At 48.5% G+C, this 18,939-nt stretch carries 14 protein-coding genes; 6 read left to right on the top strand and 8 right to left on the bottom strand.

Features of this window, described 5'->3' with window-relative positions; translation table 11 throughout:
- Positions 1 to 39: 39 nt before the first annotated feature.
- The 3 genes from D829_RS0126255 (at position 40) to D829_RS34335 (ending at position 4,603) form a co-directional block, all read left to right on the top strand.
- The gene (locus D829_RS0126255) at positions 40 to 2,265 is read left to right on the top strand and encodes a methyl-accepting chemotaxis protein (RefSeq protein WP_346773286.1); all 2,226 of its coding nucleotides are present in this window, start codon (positions 40 to 42) and stop codon (positions 2,263 to 2,265) included.
- Between the two features lie 119 nt (positions 2,266 to 2,384).
- Positions 2,385 to 3,386 carry a GTP 3',8-cyclase MoaA gene (gene moaA, locus D829_RS0126250; protein ID WP_017691896.1) on the top strand — a complete coding sequence of 334 codons (1,002 nt, stop codon included), beginning with the start codon at positions 2,385 to 2,387 and terminating at the stop codon, positions 3,384 to 3,386.
- 380 nt (positions 3,387 to 3,766) lie between these two features.
- Positions 3,767 to 4,603 carry a methyl-accepting chemotaxis protein gene (locus D829_RS34335; protein WP_017691895.1) on the top strand — a complete coding sequence of 279 codons (837 nt, stop codon included), beginning with the start codon at positions 3,767 to 3,769 and terminating at the stop codon, positions 4,601 to 4,603.
- Positions 4,604 to 4,816: 213 nt separating this feature from the next.
- On the opposite strand, the gene D829_RS0126240 is transcribed toward D829_RS34335, so the two are convergent.
- Positions 4,817 to 5,425, bottom strand: a complete 609-nt coding sequence (locus D829_RS0126240) for a LysE/ArgO family amino acid transporter (RefSeq protein ID WP_017691894.1) — start codon at positions 5,423 to 5,425, stop codon at positions 4,817 to 4,819.
- Positions 5,426 to 5,560: 135 nt separating this feature from the next.
- Here D829_RS0126240 and D829_RS0126235 point away from each other — a divergent pair, with 135 nt between their 5' ends.
- Positions 5,561 to 7,054 (top strand): PLP-dependent aminotransferase family protein, encoded by a 1,494-nt coding sequence (locus D829_RS0126235; RefSeq protein ID WP_017691893.1) that lies wholly within the window; start codon positions 5,561 to 5,563, stop codon positions 7,052 to 7,054.
- Positions 7,055 to 7,215: 161 nt separating this feature from the next.
- Here D829_RS0126235 and D829_RS0126230 read toward each other — a convergent pair whose 3' ends face one another.
- The 6 genes from D829_RS0126230 to D829_RS0126200 all read right to left on the bottom strand — a co-directional run bounded on the left by D829_RS0126230 (position 7,216) and on the right by D829_RS0126200 (position 15,552).
- On the bottom strand, positions 7,216 to 8,043 hold the full coding sequence (locus D829_RS0126230) for a carbohydrate ABC transporter permease (protein ID WP_017691892.1): 828 nt from the start codon (positions 8,041 to 8,043) through the stop codon (positions 7,216 to 7,218).
- The gene (locus D829_RS0126225; protein ID WP_017691891.1) at positions 8,040 to 8,924 is read right to left on the bottom strand and encodes a sugar ABC transporter permease; all 885 of its coding nucleotides are present in this window, start codon (positions 8,922 to 8,924) and stop codon (positions 8,040 to 8,042) included. Before D829_RS0126225 ends, D829_RS0126230 begins: the two co-directional genes overlap by 4 nt.
- A 178-nt stretch (positions 8,925 to 9,102) precedes the next feature.
- Positions 9,103 to 10,383 carry an extracellular solute-binding protein gene (locus tag D829_RS0126215; protein WP_017691889.1) on the bottom strand — a complete coding sequence of 427 codons (1,281 nt, stop codon included), beginning with the start codon at positions 10,381 to 10,383 and terminating at the stop codon, positions 9,103 to 9,105.
- Positions 10,384 to 10,528: 145 nt separating this feature from the next.
- The gene (locus tag D829_RS0126210) at positions 10,529 to 11,638 is read right to left on the bottom strand and encodes a response regulator (RefSeq protein ID WP_017691888.1); all 1,110 of its coding nucleotides are present in this window, start codon (positions 11,636 to 11,638) and stop codon (positions 10,529 to 10,531) included.
- Positions 11,635 to 13,425 (bottom strand): sensor histidine kinase, encoded by a 1,791-nt coding sequence (locus D829_RS0126205; RefSeq protein ID WP_017691887.1) that lies wholly within the window; start codon positions 13,423 to 13,425, stop codon positions 11,635 to 11,637. The genes D829_RS0126210 and D829_RS0126205 overlap by 4 nt, the downstream gene beginning before the upstream one ends.
- 123 nt (positions 13,426 to 13,548) lie before the next feature.
- Positions 13,549 to 15,552 (bottom strand): beta-galactosidase, encoded by a 2,004-nt coding sequence (locus D829_RS0126200; RefSeq protein ID WP_017691886.1) that lies wholly within the window; start codon positions 15,550 to 15,552, stop codon positions 13,549 to 13,551.
- Between the two features lie 248 nt (positions 15,553 to 15,800).
- On the opposite strand from D829_RS0126200, the gene D829_RS0126195 reads away from it, so the two are divergent.
- Positions 15,801 to 16,772, top strand: coding sequence for an AraC family transcriptional regulator (locus D829_RS0126195; protein ID WP_017691885.1), 972 nt, complete (start codon positions 15,801 to 15,803; stop codon positions 16,770 to 16,772).
- Here the strand turns inward: D829_RS0126195 and D829_RS31985 are convergent.
- Complete coding sequence (locus D829_RS31985) at positions 16,742 to 17,371, bottom strand: molybdenum cofactor guanylyltransferase (RefSeq protein ID WP_017691884.1); 630 nt, start codon at positions 17,369 to 17,371, stop codon at positions 16,742 to 16,744. The genes D829_RS0126195 and D829_RS31985 overlap by 31 nt on opposite strands.
- Positions 17,372 to 17,534: 163 nt before the next feature.
- Here D829_RS31985 and D829_RS0126185 point away from each other — a divergent pair, with 163 nt between their 5' ends.
- The gene (locus D829_RS0126185) at positions 17,535 to 18,725 is read left to right on the top strand and encodes an MFS transporter (RefSeq protein WP_017691883.1); all 1,191 of its coding nucleotides are present in this window, start codon (positions 17,535 to 17,537) and stop codon (positions 18,723 to 18,725) included.
- Positions 18,726 to 18,939 lie beyond the last annotated feature (214 nt).

Below are 18,939 nucleotides of genomic sequence, written 5' to 3'. Positions count from 1 at the left end.
ATTAGAACGAAGCTTTCAAATCCAGAAATCGGGGTGGTCATGATGTTTGATTGGCTGGGATGGAGAAAAGGATTGCCGCTGTGGCGATCGTATCGGTTGAACGCACATATGAAGGAAGATGTGGAACAGATTTTCGAGGGAATTGCCGAAACGAGACGGCAGCTTATGATGGACTGGGCAGATGAACAATGGAATCACCTGGACCGTTTACTCCAACAGTTACAGTCGGTCCAATTACAGGATGTATTACAAGATTCACAGCAACGAAGTAAACTAGATACATGGTTTCAATCCAGTTATATTCGAGCCGTAGACAGTACGGAGCTATTCGTGCTGAACGAACAGAATCAGGTGGTATTCTCTACATATAAGAAACATATTGGACAGATCTATAAGGATCACGAAGCTTTGATTGGACCAGGATTGAAATACTCCAGAGCAGATCGTCATGGCAAAAAATGCTTGTATGGTCCTTATTCTGATCCACTGACGTTGGATATTGGTCCACGCTCGTCCGCTTTTCACGATGATGTCACCTTGCTGTTTATCTCCCCAATCCTGCAGGAAGGTCGATATGTCGGTTCATTATGCAGCCGTGTTCCCGGAGATGTACTGGGTGACCTGATCCAACGAGAATCAGGTCATATCTATCCCGATTCCGGTGACAATTACCTCTTTATGGCTGAGTCGATATTACGGCCCCATCTGCAACCAGGCACCGCCTTATCCCGAAGCCGCTTCGAAGACCGTACCTTTACGCATGGGGAAAATCTCAAAGATGGCGTCACCACCGAATGGGGTATCGTTTCCGTCAAGGAGCATACCGAGCTGGAACTCATGTTCACTGATCCGTCGACCGGAGAACTGCACCCCGGAGTAGCAAACACCATTCAGAATGGTTCCAATCTGTTCGTGGCTTTTCCCGGCTACTCGGATTACCGCCATATTTCTGTGATCGGCAAAGGCATCACCTTCCAGCTGCCACACTGTCCTGATCGCTGGGGCATGATGTGTGAAGGGGATCTGGAGGAAGTGTATCGGATACGAAGCATCGGCTGGCGCCAGTTCAAGCAACACAGTCTCTTCACGCTTTTGTCAGGCGTTGCAGGAGCAGCTCTTGTCTATGCCTTCACTGGTAGTGGTTGGAGCGCGGCAGCAATGGCAGCTGTTAATGTGTTATTCGGATTATTCACTGCATTACAGCTGCATCGCAGCCAATATCAACGAGTTCATGAAGACTTGCGTCGCATCAGCCGATTTATTCGAATTAACGCCGAAGGCAGGGGTGATCTGACCCAGCGCCTAGACACGTCTGCTTTTGCCCAAGACGAGTCGGGTGAACTGGCGAAGTGGATCAACAACATGATTGATTCTCTGGAAGGCATTATGCTGAAGGTACAACTTGCCACGGTAGATGTTATGGATAATCAGTATCAGATGCGAACTTCAACAGAGACAACCCAGGGTACGACTGAGCGTGTGAACTACAAGCTTGGTTCGATGATTCAGGCCATTCGCACCCAACTGGAAGATCTCGATCAGGCCAAGATCGCTGCCGATCACATGCGCATAACGCTGCAACAACTGGAGACCTCTGCAACCAAACAGATCGGCGTGGCCCAGCAGGAAGTGGAACGAATCGGCGACAAAATGACCCAAATCTCAGGAGCCGTGTCCGATACCAACCGTACCATCCTGTCCTTCATAGATACCATGAAAGAGATTTACCGTGCACTGGCTGTCATTGATGAAATTTCAGCTCAGACCAACCTGCTGGCTCTGAATGCCACCATTGAAGCTGCACGCGTGGGCGAGCATGGCCAAGGCTTCTCGGTCGTGGCAGGGGAAATCCGTAAGTTAGCCGAGTTATCCCGCTCTTCCACTGAAAATATTCATCAGATTCTGGACCGAATCTCAACGGCAGCAGGAGCGGCATCTCAATTAATCACAGAGGGTGATCAGGTACTGGCTGAAGGAACAACACTGGTTCAGGCCGCTTCGCAACTTCTGCAAAATGCTACCGCTGAAGAACCTGAGCGCACACAAGTCGTGGATCAAGTGGTCATGCTGATGGAGAATATTGCTGCAATCAGCCATCAAAATCGGGCGACTTCTGCTGAGGTAGAAGCAGAGATGATGGAGCTGATCCATGATATGTTGCAGGTTCAGCACTCTTCGCATAACGTGGAAGCCATTACGATCTTTCTGCAACAACTCGTGGGGCAATTCCATCTGAATCACCCCGCCAAAAATGCTGTCATCTGACGTCATCGTTGACGCGGATTGGAGAAATAGCTAAAATTTGATGCAACTGTTCCTTTTGAAATTGTCGTATCATTTATAATAGAAGATTTCCAATCTGAACCGATGAAAGGGTGGTCTGCATGGAACTGCTTCAGGATTCATTTGGCCGGATACATGACTACATCCGTATTTCTGTTACGGACCGCTGTAATTTACGCTGTGTGTATTGCATGCCCGCAGAGGGCATGGAATTTGCTCCACATGATGAGATTATGAGCTACGAAGAGATTGCACAGGTTCTGAAAGTGCTTGCTCCGATGGGCATGCGCAAAGTTCGGCTCACGGGGGGCGAACCGCTGGTACGGAAGGATCTGCACAAGCTCGTCAGCATGATCTCGGCAATTGACGGGATTGACGATATTGCCCTGACTACCAACGCTCTTCTGCTGGACAAACAAGCTCAGGCGTTGAAAGATGCTGGGTTGAACCGGATTAACATCAGTCTGGATTCCCTGCGCGCTGATCGCTTCTCCATGATTACCCGCGGCGGAGATGTGAACAAGGTACTGAAAGGCATTGAAGCTGCAACAGCCGCTGGCCTTGCTCCGATCAAGCTGAATGTTGTGCTGATGAAGGGTATCAACGATGATGAGATCAAGGATTTTATTGCAATGACGATTGATCAACCTCTTCATGTGCGTTTCATTGAATATATGCCGATTGGACAGGCTTCGGATTCATGGCGCAAATCTTATTTGCCGCTGGAAGCCGTGACAGATGTATGTGCTGAAGCAGGCTGGACGGTAGAGAATACAACAGGCCCTGCGGGCAATGGCCCATCACGCAATATGAAAATTGCGGGCTCCGAAGGCACATTTGGATTGATTCATCCCGTGAGCGATCACTTCTGTGACAATTGCAACCGACTTCGACTGACCGCTGATGGACATATCAAAGCCTGCCTGTACTGGTCGGATGAGTATAATGTTCGCCGCTTCGTGGATGATCCGGATGCCATGGCGGCACTGTTCCTCAAAGCGCTGGGTACGAAACCAAAGAATCATGAGATGGCTCTAGCTTTGGAACAAAAAATGCAATCTCATACGCCGACTGTACGGCGCATGTCCCAGATTGGCGGATAGTAACAGTACGCAATATAACTCAATAGCGCACTCCTGAGTATGGATATATATCTGTACTGTCAGGATGATCCCTACACACAACGGATGTGGTAACGCTGATGGGGTGAACCCTTACGTAAATCAGCATGGATCACGGGAAATGGAGCATTGCACAGAATAAATGGATAGCAAAGCAGACGAGAACATCATGTTCTCGCCTGCTTTTTCGTTATGTTTTCATAAATTCCTGAAAATCATCAATTCTCCTGTTTCATTTGTTAAAAATGTAATTAATATACGTTATTGCCCTTGTTGGGTCTTCAAGATTCCGATAATTCTGACGATGTATATACATACATCTAGATGATATGCACACATACACTATTAGGAGCTGAACCTTATTGAACATTGTTGAAGCACTCGTTGCAGCGAGCCCGTATTTTAAAATTATGCTGAAAGAACACGATATCATGATTGCGGTAACCGACACGGAGAAGTTCTGGTATTATGTTCCCAGCAACGAACTCGATCTGGGCATCAAGGCAGGAGACCCCGTTTCCCTCGATGACCCTACACTCCGCCGGGCACTTATACATGGGGAAACTTCAGCGAACCGTATTGATGCGAAATTCTATGGTACATCAATCAACTCGGCTGCCACCCCACTTCGGGATGAGCAAGGAAATATCGTGGGCACACTTGCCATTGGTTTCTCTCTTCAGAATGAGGAAAAACTGGAGCACTTCACTGAATTGATCGGTGGTATCAGCGGAAAATTAACAGATATGGTGCAGACGGTAGCTGCCCAATCCGAGCAATTGACGGCCTCTTCCTCGCAGATTTTGGATAATACCCGCATGGCTGTGCAGAACTCAGGCGAAGTGAATAAAGTCGCCGCATTCATCCGTGAAATCTCAGAACAGACCAATCTACTGGGCCTGAATGCGGCTATCGAAGCCGCCCGAGCAGGCGAAGCAGGCGCCGGATTCAGCGTTGTTGCATCTGAAGTGCGTAAACTTTCTACGGGTACCAAAGAAGCTACGGTGAATATCGAACGTTCCTTGAAGGATGTTCAGCATTCCATTCAGCAGATGGAGCAAGAGATCACATCCATCTCACAGTCTAGCAGCCAACAGGCTGTGATGGTAACCGAGTTCAGCGAGGTCATTGATCAGTTGAACAGCGTAAGCCGTGATCTGAAAGTGTTTATTGAATCCATGTTGCTGAAGGCGGAATAGATCCGATTACGATGAACTTAACTCAAATGACTAACCATATATAAGAGACGCAATACCGATGCATTATCGAGCACTACATATTCCTACTCAATAACTAATTCAACAGGCTATGCTGATTACCAAATTCAGCATCCACATTGAACTCTCCGTGCGATTAACGTCACGGGGAGTTTTTTTATTTTAACAAGTTGTGCCAGCCACATCACGGTCCTTCTATGAATAGATGAGCTTCCACAGCATCATACACGCAAGCCCAACCATGACCACAGCGGAGAACCGATTAAACACCAGACTGATGCGTCCAGTTCGATCCGTTCTGCCAATCACCCTGCCTGCGCCTGCAAGTCCCAAGAACCATATCCACGATACAGCCGCGGCTGTTAGGGCAAAATAAATGCGCTCCACCCCTTCATACTGAAGTGAACTGGTGCCAATCACAGCAACCGTGTCCAGCAGAGCATGAGGATTGAGTAAAGATACCGATGCGGCAAACGCAATCTGTCGCCCCGCTGACATTACCGTCTGCGAACCTTCCACAGATTCGGACGACCTCCAGATACTCCAAGCCATATACAGCAAAAACAAACTTCCTGCGCCATACAACACATTCGCCAGCAATGGCCATTGCAGCAAAATGAGTGATACTCCTCCAACGGCTGCCCCGATCAACAACGTATCACTGACCCCTGCCGTTATTACAGCAGGCAGTGCATGTATATAACGCCTCTGGCTCATGCCCTGGTTAAAAATAAATACATTCTGCACACCCAGTGGCAAGATCAGGCCAAACGCCAGAACCACTGCGTGAATAACAACCTCCATCGTGCTTCCCCCTTATCTCTGTATTCCATAGTAGGGCAGATGATGGCTGACGTAACCAACCACTTGGATGGCATCAGACCCAACCAAATGATATAGTGTTTGTTACAAAGAAAAACGGAGGTGATTCTGCCAGTTATGGAACGTTCTGATTCTCGGCTAAACATGGGATGGAAGCCGAACCCTTCTCTCGACTTGCCCTTGTATCGCCAGATTGAAGCCTATGTCCGGCAGAAAATCACAACGGGCGAATGGTCAGCAGGATATCGTCTCCCCTCACAACGAATTTGGGCTGAGTCCATGGGGGTGAACCGCAGTACATTGGTCACCGCCCTGGATAACCTGGCCGCCGCAGGTCTGATTGAGGGCAGACATGGCGGGGGGACCTATATTTCCGGCTCCGGTTGGCATGGTATGGCTCACGGAGCCATGCCTAACTGGAACGATGCCATCGAGGAGGGCTGGTATTATCCCAACCTGCCCGAGATCCAGCAGATTAATCAGACTGAATTCCGGCCTGGCATCATACGTCTTGGTACAGGGGAGCTTGCCCCGGAACTGATGCCTCAGGATGCTTTTAACGACATTCTGTACTCCCTGTCCCAGCGTTCTCGTACACTCAACTATCTGGAACCTCAAGGAAGCTTGGAGCTTCGTGAGGCTTTATCCGTCCATTTGCAGACTACCGGCATTCAAGCCTCTCCAGATTCCATACTGATCGTATCGGGCTCTCTTCAGGCACTGCATTTGATTTCGGTCGGACTGCTCCCTCGCGGATCAGCGGTTCTGCTGGAAAAACCGTCGTATCTCTATTCGATTCACGCCTTTCAGTCAGCAGGGTTGAAAATGAGTGGTATCCCGATGGATAACGAAGGCGTACACATTGCTCGTCTGGAGGAGGCGGCGCAGCATGTCAAAGATCAAGACCACATCTCGCTTCTCTATACGATCCCGAGCTTCCATAATCCCACCGGCTCTGTGATGGGTGATTACCGCCGGGAAGAACTGATGACCACCGCTCGAACACTAGGCATCTCCATACTGGAGGATGCCGCCTACAGTGATCTGTGGTTGGATAAACCTCCTCCGTCATCGCTGAAGGCGCGTGACCAGGAAGGACGGGTGCTGCATATGGGTACTCTGTCAAAGGCAGTCAGTCCTGGACTGCGCCTCGGATGGCTGGTTGGGCCAGAGCCGGTCATTCGTCGTCTCGCAGATATCAAGATGCAGACCGATTATGGTACCAGTTCACTCGCCCAAGAAGCTGCTGCCCTGTGGTTCGCAGAAGGACATCACGCTGGACATATGGAACGCCTTCGTCCTGAACTTCGCAAACGCAGAGACTTCATGCTGGAGCTGCTTCAACGTCACTTCCATGGGATTGCGGAGTGGGAAATACCCGCTGGCGGGTTTTACATCTGGCTGCAATTCACTGTCTCTCCGCTCTCTATCCGCCAATTGTTCCATACCTGTCTGGAGCAAAATGTACTTATCCACCCGGGTTATCTGTATGACCGGTTAGATGCGAGTCATATTCGGCTGTCTTACGCTTATGCTTCCCCCGATGAGATGGAGCGTGGACTACAATGCCTGGCAGAGGCTGTCCACAGGCTTATGGATTCTGGCTCCTGACTTCGACGAATGCTTTTTCCTGATTTCACAATCAAAAAAAACAGCCTTGACCTTGAAGGACCACGTCCTTCAGATCAAGGCTATTTGCGTAAGTTTCGAAAGTTTGGCCGAATAACAGAACGGGCAAACACCAGATGCGCTGCGGGATTCCTTTGAACGTTCTATCCTTTGACCGCACCCTCCGCAATACCCTCCATGATGAACTTCTGGAAGAACGCATAGATCAGGATAACCGGAATCGCAGTCAGTACCAGGGAGGACAGAATCAACGGCCATTCCTTGTTATATTCACCAAACAGCATGTTCGTGGACAGTATCAGCGTATAACGATTCACATCGGTCAGCATGAGCAGTGGCAACAAGAAGTCATTCCAGATCCAGAGGAAGTCCAGAATCGCGATGGTAACTGTGATCGGAAGCAAGAGCGGAAAGATAATCTGGAAGAACGTCTGGAACTCATTACATCCGTCCATCTGAGCCGATTCCTCCAATTCACGCGGAATGGATTTCACAAACCCGTGATAGAGGAAGATCGCCATGTTCACACCAAGCCCGATATAAATTAGGGCCAATCCGTACGTACTTCCCTGTACACCCATGCCTTTGGCTACCCGCGTCAGCGGAATCATGATCGAATGAAACGGCACCAGCATGGAAGCAACAAACAAGAAGAAGATCAGGTTGCTCAAGCGGCCTGAGGTACGCGACAGCTTGTATCCCGCAAGTGAGGCACAGAAGACAATTCCCCCGATCCCCAGAAAAGATACAATTGCCGAGTTCATCGAACTGCCCAACAGATTGATTTTGTTAAACGCGTCCGAGTAATTCTCCCAGTGAAGCGTCGTTGGCAGCGCGATAAAAGATTGGAACATCTCACCCTGTGTTTTGAAAGAGTTCACCACCGCCATGTAGATCGGCAGCATGGCGACGAGAGAGCCCAGAATCAGCAGCAGTCGAATCAGATAACTGTTCAGTCGTTGCATCCTCATGCTTCCACCTCTTTCTTCTTCATGACGGTGATCTGGATGAGTGTAAAGATGAGTACGATGATGAACAGCACAACCGATTTGGCACTCGCATAGCCGTATCTGAAGTTATTGGAGAACGCTTCTTCATAGATATTCATCGTGATCACCTGCGTGGCTCGGCCCGGTCCACCACCCGTCAGTCCATACACCACTTCGAACACTTTGAATGCTCCGTTCAGCGTCAGGAAGAAACAGATGGTCACGGCATGAGTAATCATCGGCAACACCACATTGCGCAGTACCTGGAATGCATTGGCCCCATCAATAACAGCCGCTTCCTTGAGGCTTTTCGGCACACCCTGGAGAGCAGCCAGATAGATGATCATCATATACCCTACACCGTTCCAGAGCGATACGATCAGAATGGAGTAAAATGAAAACTTCGGATCACCCAACCATTGCTGGTCGAGGAACGAAAAAGCCAGTTTCTCTGCGAGCTGTGGCAGCACCTGAGAGAAGATGAAGGTCCACATGAAAGCACTGATGATTGTACTGATCATGTTAGGCATGAAGAACAGCGTCCTGAAGAGCCCTTTGCTGCGCGTTCGTGACTCAATCAACACAGCGAGCAGCAAGGCAATTCCATTTTGCAGAATCAGCATAAATATGACATATTTCATCGTGAACCACAGAGAGTTCAGAAAGTCTGGATCTTCTTTGAACAATTCCACAAAGTTGCCCAGACCGATAAAGCTGTAATCCCGATTGAGTCCGTTCCAATCCGTCAGACTATAGAACATGCCACTAAACGTGGGATACAGCAGGAAAATCGCATAGATGACAAAGGCAGGCGCAGTGAACGCGAGCAGTGACAGATACTTCTTGAACACATTCGTAGCCATTGGTTCTCCCCCTTTTCACTCGAAGCGGATGATTGTAAACGAGGGAACAAAGAACGTTCTGCCTGCCGTATCATCTGCTTGGAGACTGTGACGAAACAAAGTACCGCTAATTTGTTGACAAGCTCTCAAACCGTAGAGATTTGCCAATAAAAGCGGATACTCCATTCCTCGCAACTCCTTACTTGTTGACTTTGTTGTAGGATTTCCACGCCTTGTCGAGCGCATCGATAACCTGCTGTTGATTTAATTGCCCAGAGTAGTAGCCTTGCAACGCTTTGCCTGACTCGTCTTTCACCGCTTGAGGAAGGGATGGATCCTCATAAGCTTTACCTTCACTCACATATTTCTGGGCATCGTCTACCCACGGGAAGCTCTTGAAGTCATGGATCTTGGCAATCGGATTGAACTTGAGTGCTTCGAAGAATGCACTTGAATCCTTGTCATCAAGAATGTAGTTCACGAAATCGAGTGCCACTTCTTTGTTTTTGCTAGATGACGATACTGCCAGTGAAGTGGAGGTGCTCAGATTGATTTTGGTATCATCCGGATTGTCATTGATCGGCATTGGTGCTACACCAAAGTTCAAGTCCGGGTTGGACTTCAGAATGGTTTCGGCAAACCATGGTCCCTGAATCCACATCGCGGCGCTTCCTGATGCGAAGGCTGCTGAACCATCATCTCCGCCCACTTCCAGCGCTTTGTCCGTTCCATTGGCATTGACGAGATCGAAGATATCAAACAATGCTTTCATATCGGAGAAGGAGCCCTGATCCTGATTCATCTTCTCCACGAAGTCTTTGTGCTCAGACTGAGTTAATGCACCCACGGTAAGTGGCAGGAATAATTGCGGAATCCAGGCTTCTTTGTAGGACAGTTCAAACGGTGTAATGTTGGCTGCTTTGAGTTTCTCCACGACCGCTTTCATTTCCGTTAAAGTCGTTGGCACTTCCAGCCCTTGCTCTTCGAAAATATCTTTATTGTACAGATAGCCCCATGATACTGTTTCCAATGGAACAGCTACGACTTTGCCCTCCGCATCCGTTATGGAAGGTTTAACCGAATCCAGCAGCTTATCGACAAAAGGTTGGCCCGACAGGTCTTCCAGATAACCAGCTTTGCTGAATGGTGGAATCTCATTGACTGCATGCAGGGCGAACACATCCGGCGCATCATTGGAGGCGAGTCGTGTTTTCAAAATCTGAGGTGCATTGTCCGCTGGCGGCATCTCCAGTTGCACGTTCACCTCAATGTTTTTCTCTGCTTTCTCCTTGGCTTTGAACTGTTCTATATATTTATCGTAATGTTCTTTCAGCCGAGGTTGTGCAACGAATACTTTGAGTGACACCGTGCTGCCTGATGCCGATTCCTCCTGCCCATTGTCCGTTCCTGCATTGGAGCCGCAACCTGCGAGCAGAACACTGACCAGTACCGCACTTGCTACGCTTTTCCATACTTTCATCTCTTATGACCTCCCGGTGTGACTGGTTTGTCTTTCATAGGCTCATTATATATCAGGAAATGAAAGCGCTTCATTGGACAAAATTAGACTCGTGTATTGGATTATTTTAAACCTTAATCCAGCCGCAAATGCTCTCTCAAACGACTCATTCCGTGCTACTGCCTGAATTGCCTGACATACGAGGTTGTCCCTTCCGCATCTCCCCTGGAGAAACTCCGAAATGCTTTTTGAATACCCGATAGAAGTAGGATACGTCTTCATAACCCGCCATCTCGGCAATATGCTTGAACGGAATCTGTTCATCCATCACCCATTCTTTCGCTCTCGTCATACGTAACTGGACAACATAATCGGTCACATTCACCTCATACTCTTTCTTGAATACCTTACTGAGATATTCCTTGCTGACAAAAAAGATCTGGGCGAGCTGCTCCAGCGTAATCATCTCCATACAGTGCTGCTCAATGTATTGCTTCACCTCATTCAGGTTCAGCTTGTTCTTGAATTTACGCTGCGCAATCAGCTGCTCCAAAGCCTGATAGTACGGAGTCGAAATCCATGCGATCGTGGATTCGATGGAAGCCAGCGCTGTTGAAGGAGGTAGCGCCGTTGCTTCGGGCCGCTCGTACAAGCCATTGGAGACGCACAATTCATCCAGCAAAGCCTGTAATTCATGAGCCACCCGCCCAAGCTGCCGGGGTCTGTTAATCTCGCATCGTTCCAGCTTCTGCTGTAATTGCTGGAACCACTCACGCAGACTCTGAACGTTTAGGTCATTAAACCGCAGACGGGCCTGCTGTTGAAACAGGGAGAACTCACCTGCGAACGAAGATGGGTACGACTCCCATGATTCAGGCGCTGATTCAGCCTTCACCAATTCTCGTGCACATTTGGCCAACACACCATTCAGTTCATCCGGATTCACCGGTTTGAGCAGATAATCTGCAGCCCGATGGCGGATCGCATGTTTTGCATAATTGAAGTCATCATATCCGCTCACCACGATCACCTTGATCTGTGGGTACTGTCCGCTCAGCGTCTGTAACAGTTCCACACCGTCTGTACCGGGCATGCGCATGTCCGTAATGATAATGTGAGGCTGATGCTGCTTGACCAGTTGTATGGCCTGCTCACCATCCTCTGCCTCACCTGCAACGGTCATGCCGAGTTCATTCCAATCTCCCAGGTTGCGCAAAATATCCCGGTTCCACGGTTCATCGTCCACTAGCAGCACTCTGTACAGTTCCTTGTTCACAAGGCTTCGCCTCCTGTATTGCAGGGGATTCGTACCGTAACGCTTGTCCCCTGTCCGTATTCACTTTCTATGCTCATCCCATATTCAGGTCCAAAATGCATTACCATTCGTGAGGCCGCATTGACCAGTCCAATACTTGTACCTGAACTCCACACCCGATCAGCCTGCCGGGTAAGCCGCTCCAGTCTGAACTGCATCTCCGTTAGTTTCTCAGCATCCATACCCACGCCGTTATCACAAATTCGAATGGTTACATCTGTAGGTTCACAGACGACCTCAATACCCAGCTTCCACTCGCCCTGTTTCTTCTCCAGACCATGCAAAAATGCATTCTCCACAATGGGTTGCAAAGACAACTTGGGAATATAACACGCCCGAAGTTCTCCGGTAATCTCCAGTGTATATTCAAGCCTGCCGGCAAAACGTTGCTTCTGAATCAGCATATAATGCTCCAACTGATCGAGTTCAGCCTGTAGAGGGACAAGTCCATCCGGCGCTCGTACAATATAACGAAACATCTCGCTCAAGGCTCGAATGACTTTGTAACTGTCTGCCGGTTTTTGCGAGTAGACCATGCCCCCAATCATCTGCAACGTATTTTGCAGGAAATGCGGATGGATCTGAGATTGCAGTGCTTTGAGCTCGGCCGTCTGCTTCTCCAGATTCATCAGGTAGTTGTCGCGAATATGTTCCCGAATACGATTAGCCATGCCGTGCAGATTTTTCTCCAGCAGACCAATCTCATCTACCCGGCCACTTCGTACCACTTCCCTGTCCTTGATCAGCTGGATACCCTTCATGGAATTTGCCAGTCTGACAATGGGCTTTGATGTACGCCAGGCCACGAGCGCAGCTATTCCCACAGAAATGACGGTTGCCAGGCCACCTACAACCAATCCGTATTTCATCGTTTCCAAGGCACTTTCGTTAACGACATGGGCAGGTACAATCTTGATCACACGCAGTCCTGACGGCTCGATGGAGTGAAAGAATACATATTCTTTGGCTGTCTGGATGAAGCCCGAACTTTCTTTGGTACCTGCCAATTTCTCCAGTGCTTCCGCAGACGGCTGAATCTCTTGGTTTGGCTGATAGACCGGACTCCCCGTGCTGTCAGCAATGTATACCGCATAGTCACCTCGGCTATCCAGCAGCTCCAGGGTCTGGTTGAACTCAGCCCACTTGACCTCCAGACTGATGGCCCCGATCTGTGCCTGATCCTCGAAGCGGTTCATGCTGCGGGTCATGTGAAACTTTTGCGGATCGTCCGGATCATTGATAATCGTAAAATCTTTATGTTGTGCAAAAAGCTCATGATATCCTTCCGGTATTTCCGATACCGCTTTGATGCGAGAATCCATCGAGTTGAAGGTGAACAAGGTGTCCAATTCCTTCAGGTACAGTTCAACGCCAAATACATAATTGCCAGCAGAATAGTATACACTGTTCAGCATATTGAACATGGCCTTCTGTTCATCGAATCGGCTGGCTGCCGGCGCTTCCTGGTTCAACGCCAGATATTGATGCAATTCGTCACTGATCTGAATGGAATAGATAATATTATTCATACGGGCGAACTGTTCACCCAGATAGATGGAGGCCCAGTTCATGTTCGCCCGGTTGGTCTCCATAATCTCCTCTTCCATGGAAGAGCGGGTATTCTCAGCAGCCATAGCGGTCATGGCAACGACGGGCAGAACGGCCAGCAGCGTCATGGTAAGAATCAATTTATTGCGAATGCTGCGTTTGAAAGGATCGATCAGCTTCCGATAACATTCGGTAAACACAGCGCATCCACTCCTGAGCTAAAATAGACAAACGCCCCAGCATGGAAGCTGAGGGCGCTTTGGTCTTTATATTCGTTTGGAAATGTTAAATTCAACTTATATACCTATATTTATTATTTCCTATTATTGTTCGATAATCCGTATGCCCCATGGCTCGAGTTCGATCTTCTCTCCTTCAGCAATCGGAGTTCCTGCCAGAAGTTCAGTCCCTTCTCCATAAGCATTCACAAAGGATGTTGCCTCATCCGCGTAATTGAAATAGTAGCGAATTGTGTTTCCTTGATCGTTCACACCTGTCTTCACAATGATAGGAAAAGCAAGTTCCTGATCCGCTCCCCATACGCCCGCTTCCTTCATGACACGTTCCAACACCTTACGGATCACCGCAGAACTGGTGTAACAGCCGACATAGGTTGCTTTGCCTTTTCCATAGGCATTCTGGGTAATTGCCGCATATTCACCCCAATGTGGATGATCATACCAAGCGAGTACTTCAGCCGTTGTCGGCGTAATTAACTCCATCCAGGTATGAATCTTGTTCTGTTCTTCACCAACTCCAAATGGATCATCCCGCAGGGAGACATGTTTTGGCTCTACAAAAAGGTTATAACTGATCCCGCATGCCTCACTAATCAGGCCGGGCTGGCGGGTAGAGCGTACCTTGATATGCTCATTTGTGAATCCGCTTTTGAACGAATAGACGATATGTCCGCCATCCTGTACGAATTGATTCAATTTTTCCAGCAATGCATCCGAAGCAGCATACAGAGCAGGTACAACGAGCACATCATATTCCGCATAACTCTCAACCGATGGATCGATCAGGTCACAGCCAATGTTCATCTTGTACAATTCATCGTACATCCAGCGCACCACGTCATTGTAGTTCTTGTCACTGGTGAAGTTAAACCCAAACCACTTGATGGAAGTCAGGGCCTCATTGCTGAACAGCACGGCCACCCGATTCTTTTTCTTCAGATTCACAAGCTTAGGACTCAGTCTTGCAAAATCCCTACCAATGGTCTTCGCTTCGTTGTACACCGGATTCGGTTCGAAATCATGACTGAGCAATCCTTTCCAATACGTCTCAAAGGAATTGTGCAACGAATGCCAGTGCCAGTAAGCGACCATGTTCGCCCCTGAAGCCAGATGACTGAATGCCTGCAAACGCAGCTGTCCCGGATACGGAACCCAATGCCAGAACGCCTGCGCTTCGGTCTCCAGTACCAGATAATTCGATTGTTTGGTCGAACGCGCCACATCCCCTCCGAATGAAATCTCAATGCCGGTCAGATCATCCTGGGAAGGATGGTAGATGTCCACACTGGTGATGTCAAAAGGTTTCGATGCGGCAAAATGGTCCACATCCCCTTGAATGCCGTAGGAATATCCACGCCAATCGAAGTCAAAGTTCTGGGTAACAAACTGTCCTTCCTGTTTGTATTCATTCACGATCCCCACTTGCCAAGCCAAAAAGTTGGTTACCAACTGTCGCTGGAACTTGGCAAATTCAGCACCCAGACTGCCGTTGATCGTTCCTACAACAGACGGGAAGTCCTCCCAGCTATTGATCCGATTGCTCCAGTAGTCGAGGCCAAATTCCTTGTTGAGCTCATCCAGGGAGCTGAATTTGTTCCGCATATATTTGACGAATTGCAGTTGTACATTATCTCCGGCCGTATTGTAATGCTTCGTCTCGTTATCTGTCTGATAACCGATTACCGCTGGATGTGTACTTACCCGAGAGATCAGCTTGCGGATGATCCGCTCGGCATAGAATAGATAGGTTGGATGTGTAATATCCATGATCTGTCTTGCGCCATATTTGCCAGGTCCCTGTGAGGTGGTAGCCAGCACGTCCGGATGTTCTTTGACCATCCATGTTGGAACAGCATACGTTGGTGTGCCAACGATAACCTGAATCCCTGCCTCATGCATGGCATTGAGCACACGGTCTACGGAAGAGAAGTCAAATACGCCATTCTGCGGTTCATGGGTACTCCAGGTTGATTCTGCAATACGGACCACGTTGATCCCTGCATCCTTCATCATCTGAATGTCCTTGTCCAATCTTTCGTAGGGCATATATTCATCATAGTAAGCTACGCCATATAATAATTTGTCCATGATTTAATCTCCTTTTTAGGTGGAAAATATAATGATCTTGACGTGTGCAAGAGTTGACATATTCCAATCCATAATGGTAGCGTTTACATTAATGTCGGTTGAAGAACTTGGATTGTTCAGCAACCACTTCAAACGCTGATGTGTTAAATGGATTAACCATGCTCACGTTAAACTGATTATAATGAAGTATACTACGGGTGCCGATTGTATAAGGCAAGTTGTTTTTACCCTTTTCCGAGGTGAATGTTATGGATATCCGATCACAGCTCCGAGAAATGCCTCACCATACGCTGGCCCACTGGCTGCCTATTATCGACTGTAACATCAAATTCTATGGTGCTCATAGCCAACAAGTACCCTATGGATGGGCGATGCCTGAGGAATCACATCCGGGCTTTGAAATTATGTTGATCATCGAAGGTACGCAGGAGAGTGTGATTCATGGTTATACCTATACCGTGGAGGAAGGTTCCATTCTTCTCATTCCTCCCGGGTTCAAACATACAAATCAATGTGTATCCACGGAAGGCATGACTTATTTTAGCGCTCACTTTAATGTGGATGATCCGGTCTTCACCCTGAAGCTGATGTCACAGCACAGCCGAATCTACGCAGCAGGTACGGCAGATAATAGGAAGATGCGCGTTGTGCTGGAGAGTTGGATGGGGATGATTAACGTATCTGAAGCCTACACGTCCACTGACAAAATGATCATGCAGGCACGCATGTTTGAACTGTTCGCCCTGTTGTCCCAAGCCGCTGACAATGAGCCGGAGGCCACCACTTCCGTTGCTGCTTCACATGCACCAGCTCCAACAGCCATGCATTATGCGGGAGCTATAGCGGAGGCAATCAAGCAGGCATTCCATGCCCAGCTTCGAACCAAGGAAAGCAGCGTATCCACGGTCAAAGTAGAGCAGATTATATCCTCGTTTGGCATCAGCCCGGGATATGGTCTACAGGTCTTTCGCAAGGTGTATGGACGATCGCCCAGGGCTTACCTGTCCAGCTTGAAGTTGCAGGAGGCCAAAGTGCTGATCGAACAGCCAGAGCTGTCGCTCGGGGAAATTGCGTGGAAGCTCGGTTACACCCATCTGTCCCATTTCAGCAGACAATTCAAACGTTGGACAGGCCAAAGCCCGCTTCAATATCGCAATCATCATGCAGATGCATCAGGTGATCCTGTATCCTACAGATCGGAATCGAGTCCAGAATCTTGATTACGGATACGTTCGTACTCTTCCGGCGTGTTCATATTACTCATTTGCATCGCTACTTGATGAACGCCCGCTCTTTCAAGCTCTTCCGCTTCGACATAACAGCAACCGATCTCTTCAAGCCATCGCATGACTCGAAGATGATCCTGTATCAGACGCTGCTCCAGATCAGGGAGCACTCGTTTGTGGTAAGCCCCTGCAAGAGGGTGGACATGTCCATCCACGCGTGGAACGATAGCAGAATAAGAGTCATGCGACTCGGCCAGCTTTTTTATCCCATCAAAAAAAGACGTTTGCAGGAGCGGCATATCGCAGGCGCAGACTAGATTCCATTCCGTACCGGAAGCCTCCAGTGCCGCGTGAAGACCGGCGAGTGGCCCCTTCCCCGGATAGTGATCCTGAACGCAGTCGTAGCCCATTGTACTGTAGGTTGTCACATTGGGTCCGGCAGCCACGATGATACGGGATACAGCGGGTCTCATGGCATTTGTGACATGTTGCAGTACAACGGAACCATTCAGTTCCAGCATGGCCTTGTTGGTCCCCATGCGACTGGATAATCCTCCTGCCAATATGATGCCTGTCCATTCACGCGTGTTCATGTTGTTATCCTCCCTCCTGGAAACGATATGTGTTTGACTACATCAATTTCAAAACGTTCGCTATGCATTGAATCCCCTTTCAACAAATGATACATTGAACAATATGCATTTGAAAGGAATGGCTTAATTGGACAGACCTGCACCTTCAAGAGGCAATCCCTCATTGGTTTCTCTGAAACTATATAACTTTTTCATATATGGAGCCATCTCCATCTTCGCCGGATTCCTGCAGCTTTACCTGCAAGAGATTGGTATGACCAAACTGGAGATTGGCAGTCTGATGGCGATTGGACCCTTTGTATCCTTGTTTGCCAACCCGTTCTGGGGTTTCTGGAGCGATAAATCTCGCAACATTCGCATCATTCTGATGATTATGATGGGAGGCACATTTGTGCTCGCCCAAGGTGTATTCTATGCGCCCACGTATACGTGGATCTATGTAGCCATGATTTTCTTTTATTTTTTTCAAAGCCCATTATTTGCTCAAACGAACAGTCTGATTCTCGGATATATCGATGGTACAACCCAAAAATTTGGGTCATTCCGGCTCTGGGGTTCACTCGGTTGGGCGCTGACTGCCGTCGCAGCCGGACCGCTCATTGACCGTTTTGGCATCGGCAGTGTATCCATTATATTTGCGTGCATGATTGCCACCGCCTTTGTATTATCCGTATTTCTACCCAGACAGCCGATCGCTTCGGATACACCGGTGGTTACTTTTCGGCGGTTTGGCAAAGTCATGTTCAATCCGTATTTTATGGCATTTATCGGCCTGGGTGTACTCGTATCGGTGCCTAATGCCATGAACAGTACGTTTATGTCACTATACATAGTAGAAATGGGTGGCGACAAACAGATGGTCGGCTGGGCCATCTTCACCTCATCCATTCTCGAAGTCGGCGTATTCCTGTTGCTCGATCGCTTACTCAAACGCAAAATGAGCATGCTCCTGGCATCTCTCATTCTGATCAGTGTGCTGTTTGCACTTCGCTGGCAACTCATGGCACTGGCTAACAACCCACTGGAGATTGTATTCATTCAGTTGATGCACTCCATTACGTTTGGTGGGTACTTCTATGTGGGTACGCAACTGACCATGCTGTTCATTCCAAGACCTTACCGTTCCTCCGGTCAAGCGGTCTACACAATGGCCTGGGGCGGTCTCTCCGGCGTCATTGCCGGTCTGTTCGGCGGCTGGTTGTTCCAGAGCTTCGGTGCAGAAATCATGTATAGCATCGGCGTATTCTTCTCGCTCATCGGCGCTGTTGGATTTAGCATCATGTGGTTATCGAATCGACGTAACGGCTATCAGCCAGTTGTATTGACAGAGATGGGTAGTATAGATGAGGGCTAAGACTAGTGTTTATCTTGTAACTTTCGCACCCAGAATATCAACCTAAACCCTTGAAGGGTATCGAAATTCAATCATGATACTATCAATGACAAAAGAACCTTTCTTGTTAGGCTCCTGAAAGTGTGCCAACGAGAAAGGTTCTTAATGCTGCAATAAAATTGAATACCTAGACAATCTCAACTTCCAAACTTTTGCGACCCATCACATTCTGAAA

This window comes from Paenibacillus sp. PAMC 26794 (assembly GCF_000316035.1).
Lineage (GTDB): Bacteria > Bacillota > Bacilli > Paenibacillales > Paenibacillaceae > Paenibacillus.
Note: the sequence above shows the minus strand (reverse complement) of the source record. Positions and strands in the feature narration are given on the sequence as shown.